General features: G+C 72.5%; 16 protein-coding genes and 1 pseudogene. 8 read left to right on the forward strand and 9 right to left on the reverse strand.

The window, feature by feature from the left end:
* Positions 1-44: 44 nt before the first annotated feature.
* The 3 genes from O7616_RS11015 to O7616_RS11025 all read left to right on the forward strand — a co-directional run bounded on the left by O7616_RS11015 (position 45) and on the right by O7616_RS11025 (position 5,021).
* A complete protein-coding gene (locus tag O7616_RS11015; RefSeq protein ID WP_282306704.1) occupies positions 45-797 on the forward strand; it encodes a Clp protease N-terminal domain-containing protein in 753 nt (250 codons plus the stop codon).
* Positions 798-1,213: 416 nt separating this feature from the next.
* On the forward strand, positions 1,214-4,525 hold the full coding sequence (locus O7616_RS11020) for an ALF repeat-containing protein (protein ID WP_282306705.1): 3,312 nt from the start codon (positions 1,214-1,216) through the stop codon (positions 4,523-4,525).
* A gap of 10 nt (positions 4,526-4,535) precedes the next feature.
* Positions 4,536-5,021 (forward strand): hypothetical protein, encoded by a 486-nt coding sequence (locus O7616_RS11025; RefSeq protein WP_282306706.1) that lies wholly within the window; start codon positions 4,536-4,538, stop codon positions 5,019-5,021.
* A gap of 10 nt (positions 5,022-5,031) precedes the next feature.
* Here O7616_RS11025 and O7616_RS11030 read toward each other — a convergent pair whose 3' ends face one another.
* The 3 genes and pseudogenes from O7616_RS11030 to O7616_RS11040 all read right to left on the reverse strand — a co-directional run bounded on the left by O7616_RS11030 (position 5,032) and on the right by O7616_RS11040 (position 6,063).
* A complete protein-coding gene (locus tag O7616_RS11030; protein ID WP_282262156.1) occupies positions 5,032-5,550 on the reverse strand; it encodes a hypothetical protein in 519 nt (172 codons plus the stop codon).
* 110 nt (positions 5,551-5,660) lie between these two features.
* Positions 5,661-5,858, reverse strand: a pseudogene (locus O7616_RS11035) (PIN domain-containing protein); the annotation flags it as partial.
* Positions 5,859-5,868: 10 nt separating this feature from the next.
* Positions 5,869-6,063, reverse strand: a complete 195-nt coding sequence (locus O7616_RS11040) for a DNA repair protein (RefSeq protein ID WP_282306707.1) — start codon at positions 6,061-6,063, stop codon at positions 5,869-5,871.
* Positions 6,064-6,233: 170 nt separating this feature from the next.
* On the opposite strand from O7616_RS11040, the gene O7616_RS11045 reads away from it, so the two are divergent.
* Entirely contained in the window at positions 6,234-6,896 is a 663-nt protein-coding gene (locus O7616_RS11045; protein ID WP_282306708.1) for a GNAT family N-acetyltransferase, read from the forward strand.
* A gap of 270 nt (positions 6,897-7,166) precedes the next feature.
* Here O7616_RS11045 and O7616_RS11050 read toward each other — a convergent pair whose 3' ends face one another.
* On the reverse strand, positions 7,167-8,621 hold the full coding sequence (locus tag O7616_RS11050) for a glycoside hydrolase family 3 N-terminal domain-containing protein (protein ID WP_282306709.1): 1,455 nt from the start codon (positions 8,619-8,621) through the stop codon (positions 7,167-7,169).
* Between the two features lie 168 nt (positions 8,622-8,789).
* Between O7616_RS11050 and O7616_RS11055 the strand changes: the two genes are divergently transcribed.
* A complete protein-coding gene (locus O7616_RS11055) occupies positions 8,790-9,965 on the forward strand; it encodes an ROK family transcriptional regulator (protein ID WP_282306711.1) in 1,176 nt (391 codons plus the stop codon).
* Positions 9,966-10,074: 109 nt separating this feature from the next.
* Here the strand turns inward: O7616_RS11055 and O7616_RS11060 are convergent, their stop codons facing one another.
* The gene (locus O7616_RS11060; protein WP_282306713.1) at positions 10,075-11,085 is read right to left on the reverse strand and encodes an ABC transporter permease subunit; all 1,011 of its coding nucleotides are present in this window, start codon (positions 11,083-11,085) and stop codon (positions 10,075-10,077) included.
* The gene (locus O7616_RS11065) at positions 11,082-12,089 is read right to left on the reverse strand and encodes an ATP-binding cassette domain-containing protein (RefSeq protein WP_282306715.1); all 1,008 of its coding nucleotides are present in this window, start codon (positions 12,087-12,089) and stop codon (positions 11,082-11,084) included. Before O7616_RS11065 ends, O7616_RS11060 begins: the two co-directional genes overlap by 4 nt.
* A gap of 131 nt (positions 12,090-12,220) precedes the next feature.
* On the opposite strand from O7616_RS11065, the gene O7616_RS11070 reads away from it, so the two are divergent.
* Entirely contained in the window at positions 12,221-13,048 is an 828-nt protein-coding gene (locus tag O7616_RS11070; protein WP_282262147.1) for an ABC transporter ATP-binding protein, read from the forward strand.
* A 24-nt stretch (positions 13,049-13,072) separates the two neighbouring features.
* Positions 13,073-13,969, forward strand: coding sequence for a ribokinase (locus tag O7616_RS11075; protein WP_282306716.1), 897 nt, complete (start codon positions 13,073-13,075; stop codon positions 13,967-13,969).
* A 9-nt stretch (positions 13,970-13,978) separates the two neighbouring features.
* Here O7616_RS11075 and O7616_RS11080 read toward each other — a convergent pair whose 3' ends face one another.
* The 3 genes from O7616_RS11080 to O7616_RS11090 all read right to left on the reverse strand — a co-directional run bounded on the left by O7616_RS11080 (position 13,979) and on the right by O7616_RS11090 (position 16,106).
* Positions 13,979-14,707, reverse strand: coding sequence for a hypothetical protein (locus tag O7616_RS11080; RefSeq protein ID WP_282306718.1), 729 nt, complete (start codon positions 14,705-14,707; stop codon positions 13,979-13,981).
* A gap of 54 nt (positions 14,708-14,761) precedes the next feature.
* Positions 14,762-15,244: a DUF6232 family protein gene (locus O7616_RS11085; protein WP_282306720.1), complete on the reverse strand. Its 483-nt coding sequence runs from the start codon at positions 15,242-15,244 to the stop codon at positions 14,762-14,764.
* Between the two features lie 382 nt (positions 15,245-15,626).
* Positions 15,627-16,106, reverse strand: a complete 480-nt coding sequence (locus O7616_RS11090) for a DUF6232 family protein (protein WP_282262142.1) — start codon at positions 16,104-16,106, stop codon at positions 15,627-15,629.
* A 98-nt stretch (positions 16,107-16,204) separates the two neighbouring features.
* On the opposite strand from O7616_RS11090, the gene O7616_RS11095 reads away from it, so the two are divergent.
* A complete protein-coding gene (locus O7616_RS11095) occupies positions 16,205-16,978 on the forward strand; it encodes an enoyl-CoA hydratase-related protein (RefSeq protein WP_282306722.1) in 774 nt (257 codons plus the stop codon).
* Positions 16,979-17,007 lie beyond the last annotated feature (29 nt).

The raw sequence follows: 17,007 nt of genomic DNA on the forward strand, positions 1-17,007 counted from the left end.
ACTAGGGGTTGACGACGGGAGGTGCGTCAACCTATGGTTGACGCATGACAGAACCTCTTCAGATCGGTGTCACCGTCAAGCTCGACGACCTCATCCAGGCGATCAAGAAGGCGCACACCGATGCGCTCGACCAGCTCACCGACGCGGTCATCGCCGCCGACCACCTCGGTGAGGTCGCCGATCACCTGATCGGTCACTTCGTCGACCAGGCTCGCCGCTCGGGTGCCTCCTGGACCGACATCGGCCGCAGCATGGGCGTCAGCAAGCAGGCCGCCCAGAAGCGTTTCGTGCCGAAGACCTCGACCGACACCGCCACACTCGACCCGAACGCCGGCTTCGGCCGGTTCACCCCCCGGGCCCGGAACGTGGTGATGGCCTCCCAGGAGGAGGCCCGCGCCAGCGGGAACGCCGAGATCAGGCCCGAGCACCTGGTGCTGGGTCTGCTCGCCGAGCCGGAGGCGCTGGCCGCCCGGGTGATGGCTGACCTGGGCGTCACGCCCGAGGCGGTGCGGGAGACGGTCGCCGCCGCCCTTCCGCCACGGGTCGAGCAGGTGCCGGACCTCATCCCGTACGACGCTCGCGGCAAGAAGGCGTTGGAGCTGACCTTCCGGGAGGCGCTGCGCCTCGGGCACAACTACATCGGCACCGAGCACATCCTGCTCGCCCTGCTGGAGCAGGAGGACGGTGCCGGGGTGCTCACCAGCCTCGGCCTGGAGAAGGCGGCGGTGGAGGCCGACCTCGCCACCGCACTCGCCGCCGCCGTCACAGCCGCGTCGAAGAGCGACGACGCCGGTTAGGCGTCCCGCAGCCGTTCCAGCCGTCCCGCGAGTGGCGAGGCCACTGCGGGACGGCGCGTGCCGTCGCCGGCAGCCCACGTCGTCGCAGCAGCACTCATCACGCCTCCCTCGTCGCGGAAGGCGCCCTTCAATCCGATGCTCCGGGGCGAGCGTGGCGGCCCCGGTCCGTCGCAGCGCCTCTCACCCCGGCATCACCGACCGTGAATGGCGCAGGCGGTCCTGGCAATCGCCCGTCTTCGCCCGGTGATCGGCGTCCGGAAAGTTGCATATGCCTCCACGGGTCCTCGTGCCGGACCGCGCTCACCTAGCCTCGGCTCATCGCGTCGACCATTGACGCATGGGAATTCGTTGAACGGGGGAGCGAATTGAGGAATTCATTCAGACGGTTGCTCCGACGCACCATGGGAGCCGCCGTCGTGTTGACAGTGGCCGGCGGGATGTTCGCCGCGCCGGCACAGGCCGACCCACCGACCCCAGCCGACCGGCAGCGCTGCGTCGACCTCCTGCTGACCGGTGGCCCGGAGGTCGTCCGCGCCGCCGAGTCGGCACTCACCGGTTCGGACGCCGACCTGCGGGCCTTCCTGGACACCGGGCTGGCCGCCGCTCAGGCGCACGACGACCGGGTGCAGGTGGCGCAGTTGCAGGCCGCGGGCGGCAGCACCACCCGCGCCGCGGCCGAGGCCGCTCTGGCCGGCTCGCCCGCCGATGTCCGGGCGTTCCTCGACACTGGGTACGAGGAACCGTTGGCCATCGACCTCCGCATCAAGCTGGGTCAGGTCATCTCCGCTGGTGGGCCGCAGGTCAAGGCCGCCGGTCAGACCGCGCTGAACGGCAGTCACCAGCAGGTCCTCAACTTCTTCTACCTCGGCCTGGACCAGGCCCGCACCCTCGACGACCGGATCCGCATCGCGCAGATCATCTCCGCCGGCGGCCCGGTCGTTCGGGAGTCCGCCCAACAGGCACTGAACGGCGGCACCGGTCAGGACCTGCGGGAATTCCTGATCGCCGGGCAACACGTGGCGCGGGCGCGCGACCAGGAGATCAGCACGCTGTCGTCGCTGGTGAGCCGGGCCAAGGAAGCCGGCGATTTGGCGGCCGAGGAGACCGAGGCCGCGAAGCTCGCCTCTGCCCAGGCGGTGGAGGCGTCCCGGCTGGCCAAGGAGGCCGCCGAGCGCGCCAAGGCCGAGACCCAGGCCGCGCAGAACTCCGCCGAGCGGGCCTCCCGCGCAGCGGCCCGGGCCGCCGACGCGGCGGCTCGTGCGGCGGACGCGGCGCGGACCGCGGTCAGCGCGGCGAAGGCGGCCAACAACGCCGCCCGACTCGCCTCGAACGCCGCGGCCCGGGCCGCCTCGGCGGCGACCCTCGCCGGCCAGGCGGCCTCCAAGGCGTTCGGGGCGGCAGCCGCAGCGGCGACCGACGCGAGCAAGGCGGAGGCGGCCCGCCAGGCCGCCGCGACGGCGCGCAAGGTGGCGGCGGACGCCCGGAAGGCGGCCGACGCCTCGAAGGCGGCCGGCAACGCGGCGCAGGCGGCCAGTGGAGCGGCGCTCAACGCCGCCAACGCCGGAGCGCACGCGGCGGCGGCCGCTGCGGCAGCTGCCGCAGCCGGTGGGCAGTCCAACGTGGCGGCGGCGGAGGCGGCGCGGGCCCGCGCGGCGGCCGAGGCCGCACAGCGCAACGCCGCCGCCGCGACCCGTGCGGCGAACGAGGCCGACCGGTTCGCCCGGCAGTCGGCGCAGGCGGCCAACCAGGCGTACCAGGCGGCGATGGACGCCGCCGCGCACGCGACCGCGGCTGCCGCAGCGGCCGACGACGCGGCCGCGCACGCTGGTGACGCCGCGACGGCCGCGGCCAAGTCGACCCAGCACGCGGCCGGTGCGCTGGCCGCCGCCAACACCGCCACCGCAGCGGCGAACCAGGCCGCGGCGGTCGAGGAGGCCGCCCGGGTCGCGGACGTGGAGCGGTTGGCGGCCCAGACGGAGTACGGCGTGCAGGACGCCAAGGAGGCCCGGCTCGCCGAGCAGGCGGAGTCGGCCCAGGCCGCCGACGACGCGGCCGAGGAGGCCCGGCTGGACGCGCAGACGCGGCAGTGGTTGGCCGAGGCCAGCGCACCCGGAGCGCCTTCGACAGTCGTGCTGTCCAGTGGCCGGCTCGCGGCCGCGCGCCTCGTCCGCACCGGTGGTCAGTGGACCCGGAAGGCAGCCTCCGAGGCCCTCGCGGGTTCCGAGGCGGACCTGCGGACCTTCCTGGCCTCCGGACGGGCCGTGGCGGCGGAGGAGGACGACCGCGCGCGGGTGCGGCACATCGGTGCCCTGGGCAAGCCCGCGTTGCGCGACGCGGCGAAGGCGGCCCTCGCCGGTGACCACGACGACGTCGAGGGGTTCCTGCGCACCAGGGACTACGTGGGCAAGGAGCAGGACGACCGCATCCAGATCGGTCAGCTGATCACCGCGGGTGGGCCGACCATGCAGACCAGGGGGCAGGCGGCGCTCAACGGCACCGAAGCCGACCGGCACGAGTTCCTGATGACCGGGCAGTACGCCGCGGCCGAGATCGACGACCGGATCAAGGTCGGCCAGATCATGTCCACCGGTGGCCCCGAGGTGAAGTCCGCCGCCCAGGTGGCCCTGGAGGGTTCCCGGGCGCTCCTGAAGGACTTCCTGGCCGACGGGCAGTTCCGGGCGCAACGGCGGGACCTGGAGGCGGTCACCCACGTGGCGCGGGTGCGCGGCCTGGTCGCCGAGGCGGCCGGTTACGCCGCCAACGCGCGTAAGGACGCCGCCGAGGCGGCACGGGTCGCGGCGGTGGCCCGCAAGGCGGCCGAGGACGCGGCGCGGTACGCACTGGAGGCTCAGCAGGCGGCCAGCCAGGCCGCCGGCTACGCCACCCAGGCCATGCAGTCCGCGCAGTCGGCAGCGGCATCGGCGATCCAGGCCGCGCAGGCGGCGCAGGTCGCGAAGGCCGCCGCCGCCTCGGCGCGGCAGAGTGCGGCGAACGCCGCCGCGTCGGCTGCCAAGGCCACTGACGCCGCGGCACGGGCGAGTGCCTACGCCAGCGCGGCGTACGACGCCGCGGACCGGGCCCGCGCCTCGGCGTTGGCCGCCGGTCGAAGTGCCGACCAGGCCGCCGCGGAGGCGGCGGCGGCGCTGGCCGCAGCCGTCACCCTCCAGCGCCAGGAGGCGGCACAGAACCCGGGCGGGCCGCCCGACGGGCCGCGACTGGACCAGCCGACCGGGGAGGATCCGAGGCGGTTGGGGAACGAGTTGCTGGGCAACAACGCCCTCGCCCAGGCTGCGCTGCTGCTCTGGGGAGGCAACTGCTTCACCGGCGCCAAGCAGATCATCTGCACCGATGTGGACACCCCGAACGGCCGACCCATGACGGTCGGCGACTACCTGCTCTATCCCCACAGCCGCGCGGACCTCGACAGCCTGTTGAACAGCGAGGCCAGTGACCGGGACGCCCTGCGGGCAGCGGGCGTGGACGCCAGCACCTACGGTCCCGATCTCCTGGAACACGAGGCGCGGCATTCCGACCAGTGGCAGTACCTACCGCCGACCCAGTTCCTTACGCTGTACTTCCTCGGAACGGGCACCTCCTACCTTCTGACGGGAACCGACGGTAATGGCAATCCTTGGGAGATCGGAGCCAACCCGTACAAGGGCGGTTACTGGGAATACGGCAAGCCGATCATCGACTGGTCCAAGTGCTGGATCATCGTCTGGTGCTAGGCGAGACCTGGTGACCAGCGCACGGGTCCGGGCGGTGGGCGTCCTGGTGACGCTCGCCGCCCTGGCGGGGCTGACCGCCTGCTCCCCGGCGGACAAGCCGGTGCTCGCGGTACGTGTGGTCGACGGGCAACCGGCTCTGGTCCTGGCGGAGTGTGCTGAATTCACCGCCGACCGGATCAGCGTCTACACCGTCGACGTCACGCCGGCTGAGAGGTGGACCATCGACCGCGACGGTGGCGGCGAGGTGAGGGACGTGACCTTCTTCGCGCCCCCGACGGGTTGGACGGCCGACGAGCAGACGCTCACCGCCTTCGAACCCGATACCGAATACTCCGTCGCCGCCTATGGGGATCGGCACAACGCCGTCCCCGTCCATTTCACACTGGCCGAGGTGACCGGGCTCGGGCCGGAGCAGGTCTTGACCGGTGGGACGGCGGGAAAGCGGAAGGCGGTCACCGAGACCGCCTTCCGCGACAAGGCGAAGAAGGCCTGCTGACGCGGTCGGGTCAGGAGGCGTCGGAGAAGCCGTAGCGCAGGGCGTGCTCCGGATCGGCAGGGTCGATCTGGCGCACGCCCGCGTCGGCGAGGCGCTTGTTGACCTCGTCGAGTTGCTCGCGTACCAGTCGGGCCTCCTCCTCGGTCACCCGACCACGGTGCGGTTTGCCGGCGTGCTCCAGCGTGCCGTAGTCGATCTTCTCGGCGCTCTTGCGGGCCTTGGGCGGGCGGACCCGCTCGGCCGTCTTCAGTAGTTGGGCCATCGGTACGTCGGTGGCCATCGCGTCGAACTCGCTGGCTGTCAATACCACCCGGCGGGGCTCGCCGCCGCCGTGCCGGTCGTGGATCTCGACCACCGCCACGTCCAGGGCGGCGTCGTCGATGTTCTCCACCTCGGTCGGCGTGGCGTCCAACTGCACGGGCCCGGCGACCAGGTCCGGGTGCTCCAGCACCACGACGCGGACCACCTCGTCGTCCTGCTGCAGAACCGTGCCGGTGAAGTCGGAGACGTGGATCGTCTTCTTGCCCATGCGCGGAGCTTCTCCTGTCGTTGGCCGGGATGCCGGACCACAAGAAATTACCCGACAGGTGTGCGAAAGCCGCCGCTGGACCTCCCCGGTGTGTCGCCCACGCGGGAGCCTCAGAGGCTGCCCTTCGGCGCGACCCACTCGGTGGGCTGACCGGTGACGGCGCTGATCTTGTCGTAGTCGGCGTCGTAGTGCAGCACCGTAGCGCCGTGCTGCTCCGCGGTCGCTGCGATGATCAGGTCGGGTAGCCGGAAGTGGCGGTGCTGGCTGTCCGCCGCGAGGATGCGATGGACCGCCAGGGCCCGGTCCGTCGCTGGTGCGTCAGTGGCGGTTCAGGCGGTGTCGAGTGGAACTGCCGGAGGACATCTTGTTCAGCCCGCTCCACGACAGGTCGCCGGCGCCGACCGCGCGGGGGTGGCGGTAGCGCGGCTGCGGAGGGATGCCGCCGACGGTCTCCGCCGCCCGCCAGAGTCGCTCGGGGTCCTGCTGGTAGTTGTCGCTCGGCTGCATCGGCATGCGTTCACCGTCCCAAACAAAGGTGTCCAGGTATGGAAATAGATATGACGGTCGATTCGTTCGCCTGGTTCCGCGCCAGCGCGGTCGGGTCCGGCCCGCACGGTTCGTCCGCCCGATCGGGCCACCCGGCGTACGGTGATCCACGACGGGCCGGGTGACGGGGAGGTCTGATGCTCGACCGGCGGCTCCAACTGCACCTGGCCAGCTGGCTCGGCCAGTGGCCGGCCGGGCCGGGGTTGCACGTGGTCGCCTCGCGCCGACGGGCCCAACCGGCCTGGGACGGTCGGCTGCGCCCCGCGCTCGCCGTGGACACCGGGCAGAGCGGTGTCCTCTCCGTGGCACCGGAGCGGGTGGCGGCGATCCGCTCGTTGGTGCGGCGTACGCCCGATCGGCTGCTCGCCGCGCTGCCGGAGGCCGTCGGGCTGCCGGAGTGGTGCGTGCACGACGGCGCCTTCCGGTGGAGCGTGGCTCCCGCGCCGCTTCCCGACGTGGGGGAGTGGACCGAGCCGACGGCTCCCGGGTTGCCGCCCTGGTTGCGGCTCTTCGACCAACCTGTGCTGGTGGTTCGTGACCCGGACGGCACCTACCTGGCGGGTGCCGGGATCAAACGGCACGACGCGTACGGGCACGAGTTGGCAGTGGGCACGGTGCCGGCCGCCGAGGGGCGCGGCCTGGCCCGTCGGCTCGTGGCGCAGGCGGCACGGCGGGTCCTCGACGAGGGAGCGGTGCCGACCTATCTGCACGAGCGGGACAATCACGCGTCCGCCCGGGTCGCCGACGCGGCCGGGTTCCCGGATCGGGGCTGGCGGGCGTACGGGGTCTACCCACGCTGAGCGGGCCAGCAGGCCGGTAATGGGCGCGGACCGTGGATCCCGGGCCGGATCCACGGTCCGCAACCTCCCCCCAGGCCCCGGCTCCGGTGCGCCGGTCACGCTCTGCGCGAGCCGGAACATGTCGATCACGCTACGTATCGAACAGGCGTGGAGCAAGGCTTAGGCTGTCGGTTCGGAGTGTCGAAAAGTGGACTTGACCTGCGGCTGGGCCGGTCACGGTAGCTCAACTGCCGGTGACGTAGCGTGCCGTACCGGGGTCGATCGCTCCGTTCACCCGGTCAGGCCGAGCGCCTCGGCCGCCGCACGCCCGTTGGCGTGGCTCGCTCCGTAGGTGGTGACGAAGGCGCGTACGCCGGCCGGCCGCCACTGTGCCGGCCAGCCCATCTCCACCACCGTCACCGCGTGCTGGGCGGCCAGGTCGGTGATCAGCTCCGGCCCGCCGGGAAGGCGGTGCAGGTGCCGCCCGACCAGCACGATGGGTCGGTCACCGGCCAGCCCGCGCAGCCCCGACGGGTCGGCCTCGGTGGCGATCACCCGGAGCTCCTGCACGCCGTCGAGGTGTGGACCGAGGCCCCACGGCACCCGCCCCTCGGCGATCGTCGACTCGGTGTGCAGGTGCACGACGAGTGGTTGGTCCAGGCCGGTGAGCAGGCCGTCCACCCGCACGGCTCGCCGCGCTGCCGCGTACCCCAGGTCGTTGTCGGGGGTGGTCGGCGACGCGACGGCGGCCCGGGTCCAAGCGGCGAGTTCGGCGGCGCGACCGGCCGCCTCCTCGACTCGCGCGGTCGTCAACCGGCCGTCGGTGAGCGCGCCGACGATCTCGGCGGCGACCAGCTCGACCAGCTCGACGTCGACCTTGGCGCCGATGCAGAGCAGGTCGGCGCCCGCGGCCAGAGCGCGGACGGCGGCCGGGCCCACCCCGCCGGCAGCCACCGCCGCGCCCTTCATCTCCAGGGCGTCGGTGATGACGGCGCCGGTGAAGCCGTACTCGGAGCGGAGCAGGTCGACCAGGACGGCCCGGCTGAAGGTGGCCGGGTCGTTCCCGGTCAGCTCCGGAACCCGGATGTGCGCGGTCATCACGGCCCGCGCCCCGGCGGCGACGACCGCCGCGAACGGCGGCAGGTCCCGCTGGCGCAGCAGGGTCAGTGGTGCGTCCACGGTGGGCAACTCGTGGTGGGAGTCGGTGATCGTGGCACCGTGCCCGGGGAAGTGTTTGGCGCAGGCGGCCACGCCGGACGCCTGCAGGCCGGCCACGGCGGCGGCCGAGTGGGCGGCGACCCGCACCGGATCCGCGCCGAAGGACCGGGTGCCGATCACCGGGTTGTCGTCGGCGGTGTTGACGTCCACCGTCGGGGCGAGGTTGACGGTGATGCCGAGCGCGGCCAGTTCGGCGCCGATCGACTGGTAGACCCGTCGGGTGAGCGCCACGTCGCCGATCGCGCCGAGGGCGGCGTTTCCGGGGTACGGGCTGCCGGTGGCGTGCGCCAGCCGGGTCACGTCGCCACCCTCCTCGTCGATGGCGATGAGCACGTCCGGTCGTCCGGCGCGCAGCGCGGCGGTGCTCGCCGCCACCTGCGCCGGGTCGTGCACGTTGGTGCCGAACAGGGTGTGCCCGGCCAGCCCGTCGGTCAGCAGGTCGACCGCCCAGTCCGGCGGGACCGGCCCCGGGTACGCGGCCAGTAGCGTGCCGAGCGCCAGTCGGCGCAGTCCTGGATCCAGCCCCACGTGATCTCCCCCTTCGGTGCCCGGCGGGTACGAAACGTCATACCTGTGGTGGTCTTGGCCCTGCCGAGTCGGCCGAGCGTCCCACCGTCGGGTGACCGTTACGCTACGGCTACCCGTTCGCAGGTCGGTTTACAGTTAGCAAAGTTTACTAAAACTAGAGGACGTGTCATGAGTGCGACCCGGCTACCCGGCACCCCCCGCCTGTTGCGGGCGCTCAACGACCGTGCCGCGCTGGAACTGCTCCTCGAACGCGGTCCGCTGACCAGGGCCCGGCTCGGCGAGCTGACCGGGCTGTCCAAGGTCACCGCGTCGCAGCTCGTCGAGCGGCTGGAGGAGCGCGGTCTGGTCACGCGCGTCGGCGAGCAGGCCGGCGGGCGGGGGCCGAACGCCCAGCTCTACGCGGTTCGCCCGAGCAGCGCGCACGTGGTCGGGGTCGACGTCGGGCCGGACCGGGTGGTGGCCGCCTGTGCCGACATCACCGGTGCGGTCATCGGGCGGGTGGAGCAGTCGACCCGGGACACCGACGATCCGGTGGGTGTGGTGCACAACGCCGTGGTGCAGGCCGCGAGCAGCGCGCAGGCGCAGCTGAGCAGCGTACGCCGGATTGTGCTCGGCACGCCGGGCCTGGTCGACCCGGGCACCGGCGACATCACGTTCGCCTTCAACCTGCCGCGCTGGCACAGCGGTCTGCTCGCCGCGTTGCGGGAGGACCTGCACACCCCGGTCGTCTTCGAGAACGACGTCAACCTGGCCGCGGTGGCCGAGGCGCAGTCCGGCGCCGCGCAGGGGCTCTCGGACTTCGTGCTGGTGTGGGTGGGTGCCGGCGTCGGGCTGGCGATCATGCTGGGCGGGCGGCTGCACCACGGCAGCAGTGGAGCGGCCGGCGAGATCGGCTACCTGCCGGTGCCCGGCGCGCCCATCCCGCGTGATGTCTCCCGTCGCGCCAAGCCGGCCTTCCAGCAGCTCGTCGGCGCGGACTCGGTGCGCGCGGTGGCCGGTGAGCACGGCTACCCGGACGCCGACGCCGCCGAGGCGGTCCGCGCGGCCGTCGCGGCCGGCGCCGACGGCGGCCCGATGCTCGACGAGCTGGCCCGCCGGCTCGCGATCGGCGTGGCCAGCACCTGCGTGGTGCTCGACCCGCCGCTCGTGGTGCTCGCCGGCGAGGTGGGTCAGGCCGGTGGCGCCGCGCTCGCCGACCGGGTGCAGCAGGAGGTGGCGGCGATCACCCTGGTCCGACCTCGGGTGGTGCCGACCGGGCTGACCGAGGAGCCGATCCTGCACGGCGCGCTGCGCACCGCGCTGGACGCCGTGCGCGACGAGGTGTTCGGCTCCACCGTCGGCTGAGCCCGCTGCGGCGGTCATGTGAAGGAATATTTCACCGCAGGGCGACGGGTTGCAAGCTCTTGCCGATCCGTCGGGCCGGCCCGGGTACGGCCGGCCCGACGGACTCGACTCAGATCAGGTCACGACGACGGAACACGGCGAACGCCGCCGCGGTCAGCCCGCCGGTGAGCGCGAGCAACACCACCAGGGCCGGCCCCCAGGTCAGGCTGTAGGAGCCATCGCAGTACGCGGTGCCCGAGCTGCCGGGGCAGGTGTCCCAGAAATCCGCCCTGGCGGTGAGCCAGGCCTGGATGTGGCTGGAGAGCATGAACCGGTCCGGTCGTCGGGCGTCGACGATCTCCAGGATCAGGCGACCGCCCAACTCCCACACCACCAGGTACGCGGCGGCCGCCCCCAGCGCCGCCGACGTGTGCCGACCCAGGGTCGCGATCGCGAAGCCCAACGCGGAGGCCAGCAGCACCAGCACCAGGCCACGGACATGCACCGCGCCGAGCGAACGCCAGAACTCACCGCTCAGCCGGCCGGGTAGCCCGGCGGTCTGCCCGATCACCCAGAACGTGCCGAGGTAGGCCACCGACGCGATCACGGCCAGGACCAGCACCGTGCCGAGCAGGGTGCCCAACTTGGTCGCGAGCACGGTCAACCGGCGTGGTCGCCAGAGCAGCAGGTTCACCACGCCACCGGAATTCAGGTCGGCGCCGATGTAGGAGGCACCGACCAGGAACCCGAACAGCACCAGGAAGGCGATGAGGAAATAGAGCAGCGGCAGCGCCTGCTTGGCGAAGCTGAACACCCCCGGCAGGAAGTCCGCGGCGATCGGCAGCCGATCCTGCCGGACGGGGTCGATGTCCGAGCACTCCTCAGGGAAGTACTTCTCCATGTCGCCCTGCGGAAGAGTGCCGTTCTGTCGCGCCAGGCACTGCTGGTGAGCCAGGTCCATCGCCTGCCGCGCCTCGACGGCCTGAGCCCGCGCCGAGTTCAACTCGTCCGCGTTGGGCTTGTGCGAACCAGCCAGCGTGGTCGCCGCCGTGACCGCGAAGGCGAACGCCAGCAGGACGACCATGAGCTGCACGAAGCGACGGGCCGACAGTCGCTCCACCTCTGCACGGACCAGGTTCACGCGTCCACTCCCCGATCGATGTCGATCACCGCGCCACCCTGGTCGGTGTACGGCAGGTGCGAGTCGTCGACCTGGCGGGGCACCGACGGATGGTCGTACGCGCCCGTCAGCTCCAGGAAGACGCTCTCCAGATCCGGCCGGAGCGGGGTCAGCTCGCCCACCCACAGACCCTGCTCGCCGAGCGCCCGGCTGACCGCCGTCGGGTCGCTCACCCCGCTCACCACGAGCGCCTCGCCGTCGACGACCGCCGTCATCCCGGCCGCGTGCAGCAGCTCGACGGCACGCTCGGACTCGGCCACCCGCACCAGGAACTCGTGCCGGTCGTGACCCGCCAGCACCTCGTCCACCCGGCCGGCCGCCACCCGACGCCCCCGCGAGATGATCGTGACGTGGTCGCAGATCAGCTGGATCTCACCCAGGATGTGACTGGACACCAGCACGGTCACCCCCTGCGCCGACAACGACCGCATCAGGTCCCGCATCTCCCGGATGCCCGCCGGGTCCAGCCCGTTCGCCGGCTCGTCCAGAATGAGCAACCGTGGGTCCTTCAGCAACGCGGACGCCACCGCCAGGCGCTGCTTCATGCCCAGTGAGTAGCCCTTCACCCGCTCGTCGCCCCGGTCGCGCAGGCCCACCAGGTCCAGGGCCTCGTCCACCCGGGAGACCGGCACCCCGCCGGCGCGCGCCAACAGGCGCAAGGTGCGGTGACCGGTGAAGTTACCGAAGAACTGCGGACTCTCCACGATGGCGCCCACCTGGCCCGCCACCCGGGGCAGCAACTCCGGCGACGGCTGACCCAGCACCGTCATCCGTCCGCCGTCCGGGCGTACCAGCCCGAGCAGGGCGCGCAGCGTGGTGGTCTTGCCTGAACCGTTGGGCCCCAGGAAGCCGTGGATCTGGCCCTCCTCGACCAGCAGGTCGAACCCGTCAACCGCCACCCGTCGGCCGTTGCGCAGGGTGTGGAAGGTCTTGCGCAGACCCTCGATCTCGATGGCCGCGCTCATCCGCGCGGCTCCGTACCTCGGCGGGGCATGAGTGGTCCTTCGGTCTTGGTGAGCAACGACACGGTGCATCACCCTATGGCCGGGGCGCCGCCCGTGGGGGGCGCCTCGTCGTTGCGTGGTTGGATGGAGCGGTGACTGGTGACCTGCTCCCCGGCGCTGCCGGCGCCCCCGTCGACCCGGATCTGGTGGTCAGCCTCGACAGCGTCGGCGTACGCCGCTCCGGCACCGCCCTCCTGCAGGACCTGACCTGGCGTGTCGAGCTGGACGAGCGGTGGGTCGTGCTCGGTTCCAACGGCGCGGGCAAGACGACACTGCTCAACCTCGCCGCCGGCCGACTGCACCCCACCACCGGTGTCGCGCACGTGCTCGGCGAGCGGATCGGCCGCACCGACGTCAACGAGCTGCGTACCCGCATCGGGCTCACCACCGCCGCGATCGCCGAACGGCTGCCCGCCGACGAACAGGTCAGCGACGTGGTGGTGACCGCCGCCTGGTCGGTCGTCGGCCGCTGGCGGGAGAACTACGACCGCGGCGACGAGGCGCGGGCGCGGGCACTGCTGAGCCAGCTCGGCGTCGGCGGGCTCGCCGAACGCCGGTACGGCACCCTCTCCGAGGGGGAGCGCAAGCGGGTGCAGATCGCCCGTGCCCTGATGACCGACCCGGAGCTGCTGCTGCTCGACGAGCCCGCCGCCGGGCTCGACCTGGGTGGTCGGGAGGACCTGGTCGCCCGACTGGCCGAGCTGGCGTACGACCCGGACGCCCCGGCGATGGTGCTGGTCACCCACCACGTCGAGGAGATCCCGCCGGGGTTCACCCACGCGCTGCTGCTGCGGGAGGGTGGCGTGGTCGCCCAGGGCCTGCTCGCCGAGACGCTGACCGGCGACAACCTCTCCAAGACCTTCGGCCTGCCGCTGGTGGTCGAGCGTTCCGGCGACCGCTACACCGCTCGGGCCGCCTGAGCGACGGTCAGGGCGGAGACGACAGTGCCGCAGACCCGCGTCGCCGTGGTGGGCAGCGCCAACATGGACCTGGTCGCGATGGCGCCGGCGTTGCCGAGACTGGGCGAGACCATGCTCGGCACCGACTTCATGATGGTGCCCGGCGGTAAGGGCGCCAACCAGGCCGTCGCCGCGGCCCGGGCCGGCGCGTCCTGTGCCTTCCTCGGCGCGATCGGCTCGGACGCCTTCGGCGTCACCCTCAAGGCCCGCATCACGGCGGCCGGGGTGGACACCAGCCAACTACGGGTGGTCTACGGCACCTCCGGCGTGGCATTGGTGATGGTGAACGCCCAGGGCGAGAACGCCATCATGGTGACCCCCGGCGCGAACGACGCATTGACCGGTCTCACCGAGGACGAGCTGGCCACGGTGAGCGCGGCGGACGTCCTCGTCGCCCAACTGGAGATCCCGGTGTCGACGGTGACGGCCGCCGCGGTGGCCGCCCGCGCCGCCGGCACCCGGGTCATCCTCAACGCCGCCCCGGCCCGCGATCTCCCGCCCGAGCTGCTCGCGTCGGTGGACCTGCTGGTCGTCAACGAGGGCGAGGCGCGCACGCTCGCCGGTCGAGGTCGGGAAGAACCCCGGGCGCTGCTGGACCTGACTCCTCGGGCCGTACTCACCCTCGGTGGGGAGGGCGCCTGGTACGTCGACCGGGACGGCGTCGAGGTGCACGTGCCGCCGGTACGCGTCGACGTCGTCGACTCCACCGCAGCGGGTGACGCGTTCACCGCCGCGCTGGCCGTCGGCTGGGGCGAGGGACGCGACCTGGTCGACGCGGTGCGCTGGGCGTCGGCGGCCGGTGCCGCCTGCGTACGCAAGCTCGGTGCCTCGGTGGCGCTTCCGCAGCGCGCCGAGATCGACGAGCTGTACGCGCCGGCCTGAACCGAGGGCTCAACCGGCGTCGTCGTCGCTGAGCTTCTCCCCGCGTCGGCGCAGCATGCCCAGCCCGGGGATGCCGGCCACGGCGAGCTTGAGGTCACGGGTCACGTCGAGCAGATCGTGCAGGTCGGGCCCGACCCGGTCGAGGGTGGCCAGGATCGGCAGGATGTCCGCCGTCAAATGCTGTTTGAGCTTGGGCAGCTCGTCGATCAGGTGGATCGCGGCGGTGATCTCCTCGTGACTGAGCTGTTCGACGAACCGTTCGGTCATCGGCGCGGCCCGCCGCAGCGCCGGCTCGTACGCCGCCAGCAGTTCGGCCGCCGTGGCCGCCGCCTCCGTCGCGGTGCCCACTGTCACCGCAGCCCGGCCGGCCACCGCCTCGGCGTCGGCGACCACCGTGCCGGCCACCCGGGCGACGGTGTCGGCCTCCTGGACCACGACCGCGGCCGCCGACGCCACCTCGGTGGCGGTGTCGATGGCGGTGGTCGCGGCGGCGCTGATCACGGCCACCTCACGGACGGCCGCCTCGGCGTCGGTGAGCACCTGGTCGGTGCGGTCCAGCGTCGTCTCGATCCGGTCGACCACGCCGTTGATCCGGGCCAGCAGCGCCTCCACCCCGTCCAGCACCGCGAACGCGCGGGCGGGCACGGCGGCGAACGAGGCGGCCGAGCCGAGCGCCTGGTCGAGAGCGGAACGGGTCAGGCCGACCACGGCGGTCGGGGTGGGGAGGGGAATCGCCATGGGATCAAGTGTGCGTCGACCGGGCCGCAACCGCCGGATGGGCGACGCCGACGGTCACCGGTGGTCGCCCTGCTGTTCGACGGCACGCTGCACGGCCCGGTAGATCTGCCCGAACCGGAGCGCGTCCGGCGTACGCACCAGCAGATCCTCCCGACCGTGGTGCTGCACCCACAGCTCGTGCACGTGGCTGCCACGCTCGTAGGAGCGGTCCAGCCAGCCCAGTGGGATCTCCAGGAACGGTGTCAACGCCAGCGCCCCCACCGCGCAGGCGGCGAGGATGATCAGCGCCAGTTGCCAGTTGCCCCGATCCTGGGCGGACCAGGCCAGTGACAGCACGCACACCACGGCGACCAGCGGTGGCAGCGAGAGCAGCAGGACCAGGACACCGCGACCCAGCACCCGGCCGCGTACGGCGAGGGTCTTCTGCCCGCGGGCGTGCCAGACGAACGTCACGTCGGACAGGGCGATCACATGACCGCCCGCCCGGATCGACTCGGAGGTCACCTGCACCGCGTCGTCCCGGTAATAGAGGGTCATCACTAAGCCTAACCACCGGAGGGCAACTTCCGCCCGGCTCGGCCGCCGGCACTCGGCCCTGGCCCGCCCCGGATTCGCCGCACGTCGTCGGGCGGGTGGAGCTGATGTCGCGATGGTCCTTTGGAGCTGAATCGTTTGCGACATCACGTGTGGCGGCATCGCTGTGTCATCGCGCCGTGTCGCCGCGCCGCTATGTCGTGGCGCCGGGGTCCTTCCTGGTCGTGGCCGGTGGCGTCAGTCGCCGTGTCGCGGCGGGGCGCTGTGGCGCCGCGGTGCTGGGCCCGGTCTGATTCGTTTGCGATATCAGCTCCATAGGCACTGGACGAACACTGCGCCCGCCGCCCGCCGCCCGCCGCCCGCCGCTCAGGTCGGGACGCGACGGCTAGCGGCGGGCGCCGGGGCGGGCCGGTTGGCTGTGCTCGACGGCGCGCTGCAGGGCACGGTAGATCTGCCCGAAGCGCAGCGCGTCACCCGTCCGCAGCAGACGCACCGGCTGGCCCCGCCAACGGGCCCAGATCTCCAGTTGGCGGCTGCCCCGGGCGTACGAGCGGTCCAGATGTTCGAAGAGGAAGTCGGCGACGGGCCCGACGGCCAGGCCGACCAGCACCGACGCGCCGACGATCGCGATCGTCACGGTGGGGGAGCGGTGCAGCCAGACCGCCACACCGATGCCGAGCACCGCCGCGACCAGCGGACCGGCGAGCGCCGCACCGATCGCGCCCCGCCCGGCGAGCACGCGCCAGGAACGGGTGCCGCGGCGGTGCCAGATCATGCTGATGTCGGACAGCGCGTAGCTGCGGCCATCGACCCGGACGGTGGTGGAGGTGACCTGCACCGACCTGTCGTCGTAGTACGTCGTCATGGCTGGACTCCCGCCCACGGGGCTGACACCACACTACTTACCCAAACGAGCCGGGTCGTAAGGTTGGCACGCGACTTCGACGAGGAAGTGAGGGCAGCGTGGGCGAGTTCGTTCGGCTGGAGACCACTGACGGCATCGGCACGATCCGGCTGGAGCGGCCGCCGATGAACGCGCTCAACACCCAGGTGCAGGAGGAGTTGCGCGCCGCCGCGACGGCCGCCACCGACGACCCCGAGGTCCGCGCCGTCATCGTGTACGGCGGGGAGAAGGTCTTCGCCGCCGGTGCGGACATCAAGCAGATGGCCGAGATGTCCTATGTCGACATGGCGGACCGGGCGGCGAACCTGTCCAGCGCTCTCGGTGCGATCGCCCGGATCCCGAAGCCGGTGGTGGCCGCGATCACCGGGTACGCCCTCGGTGGCGGCTGCGAGCTGGCTCTGGCCTGCGACTGGCGGATCGTGGCCGACGACGCGAAGCTCGGCCAGCCGGAGATCAAGCTCGGCATCATCCCGGGCGCCGGCGGCACCCAGAGGCTGGCCCGCCTGGTCGGCCCGGCCCGCGCCAAGGATCTGATCATGACGGGTCGGATGGTCGACGCCGAGGAGGCGCTGCGGATCGGCCTCGCCGACCGGGTGGTTCCGGCCGGCGAGGTCTACGAGGCCGCGGTCGCCTACGTGAAGCCGTACCTGACGGGCCCGGTGCAGGCGCTGCGCGCGGCGAAGCTGGCTGTCGACGGCGGCCTGGACATGGACCTCAACTCGGGCCTGGCCTGGGAGAGCCAGCTCTTCGCGGCGCTGTTCGCCACCGACGACCGGCGGGAGGGCATGTCGGCCTTCGTGGAGAAGCGCAAGCCGGACTTCACCGGCCGCTGACACGGCTTAGCCGAGAACGGTTCACATTG

It is taken from the genome of Micromonospora sp. WMMD964 (assembly GCF_029581455.1).
Taxonomy (GTDB): Bacteria; Actinomycetota; Actinomycetes; order Mycobacteriales; family Micromonosporaceae; genus Micromonospora.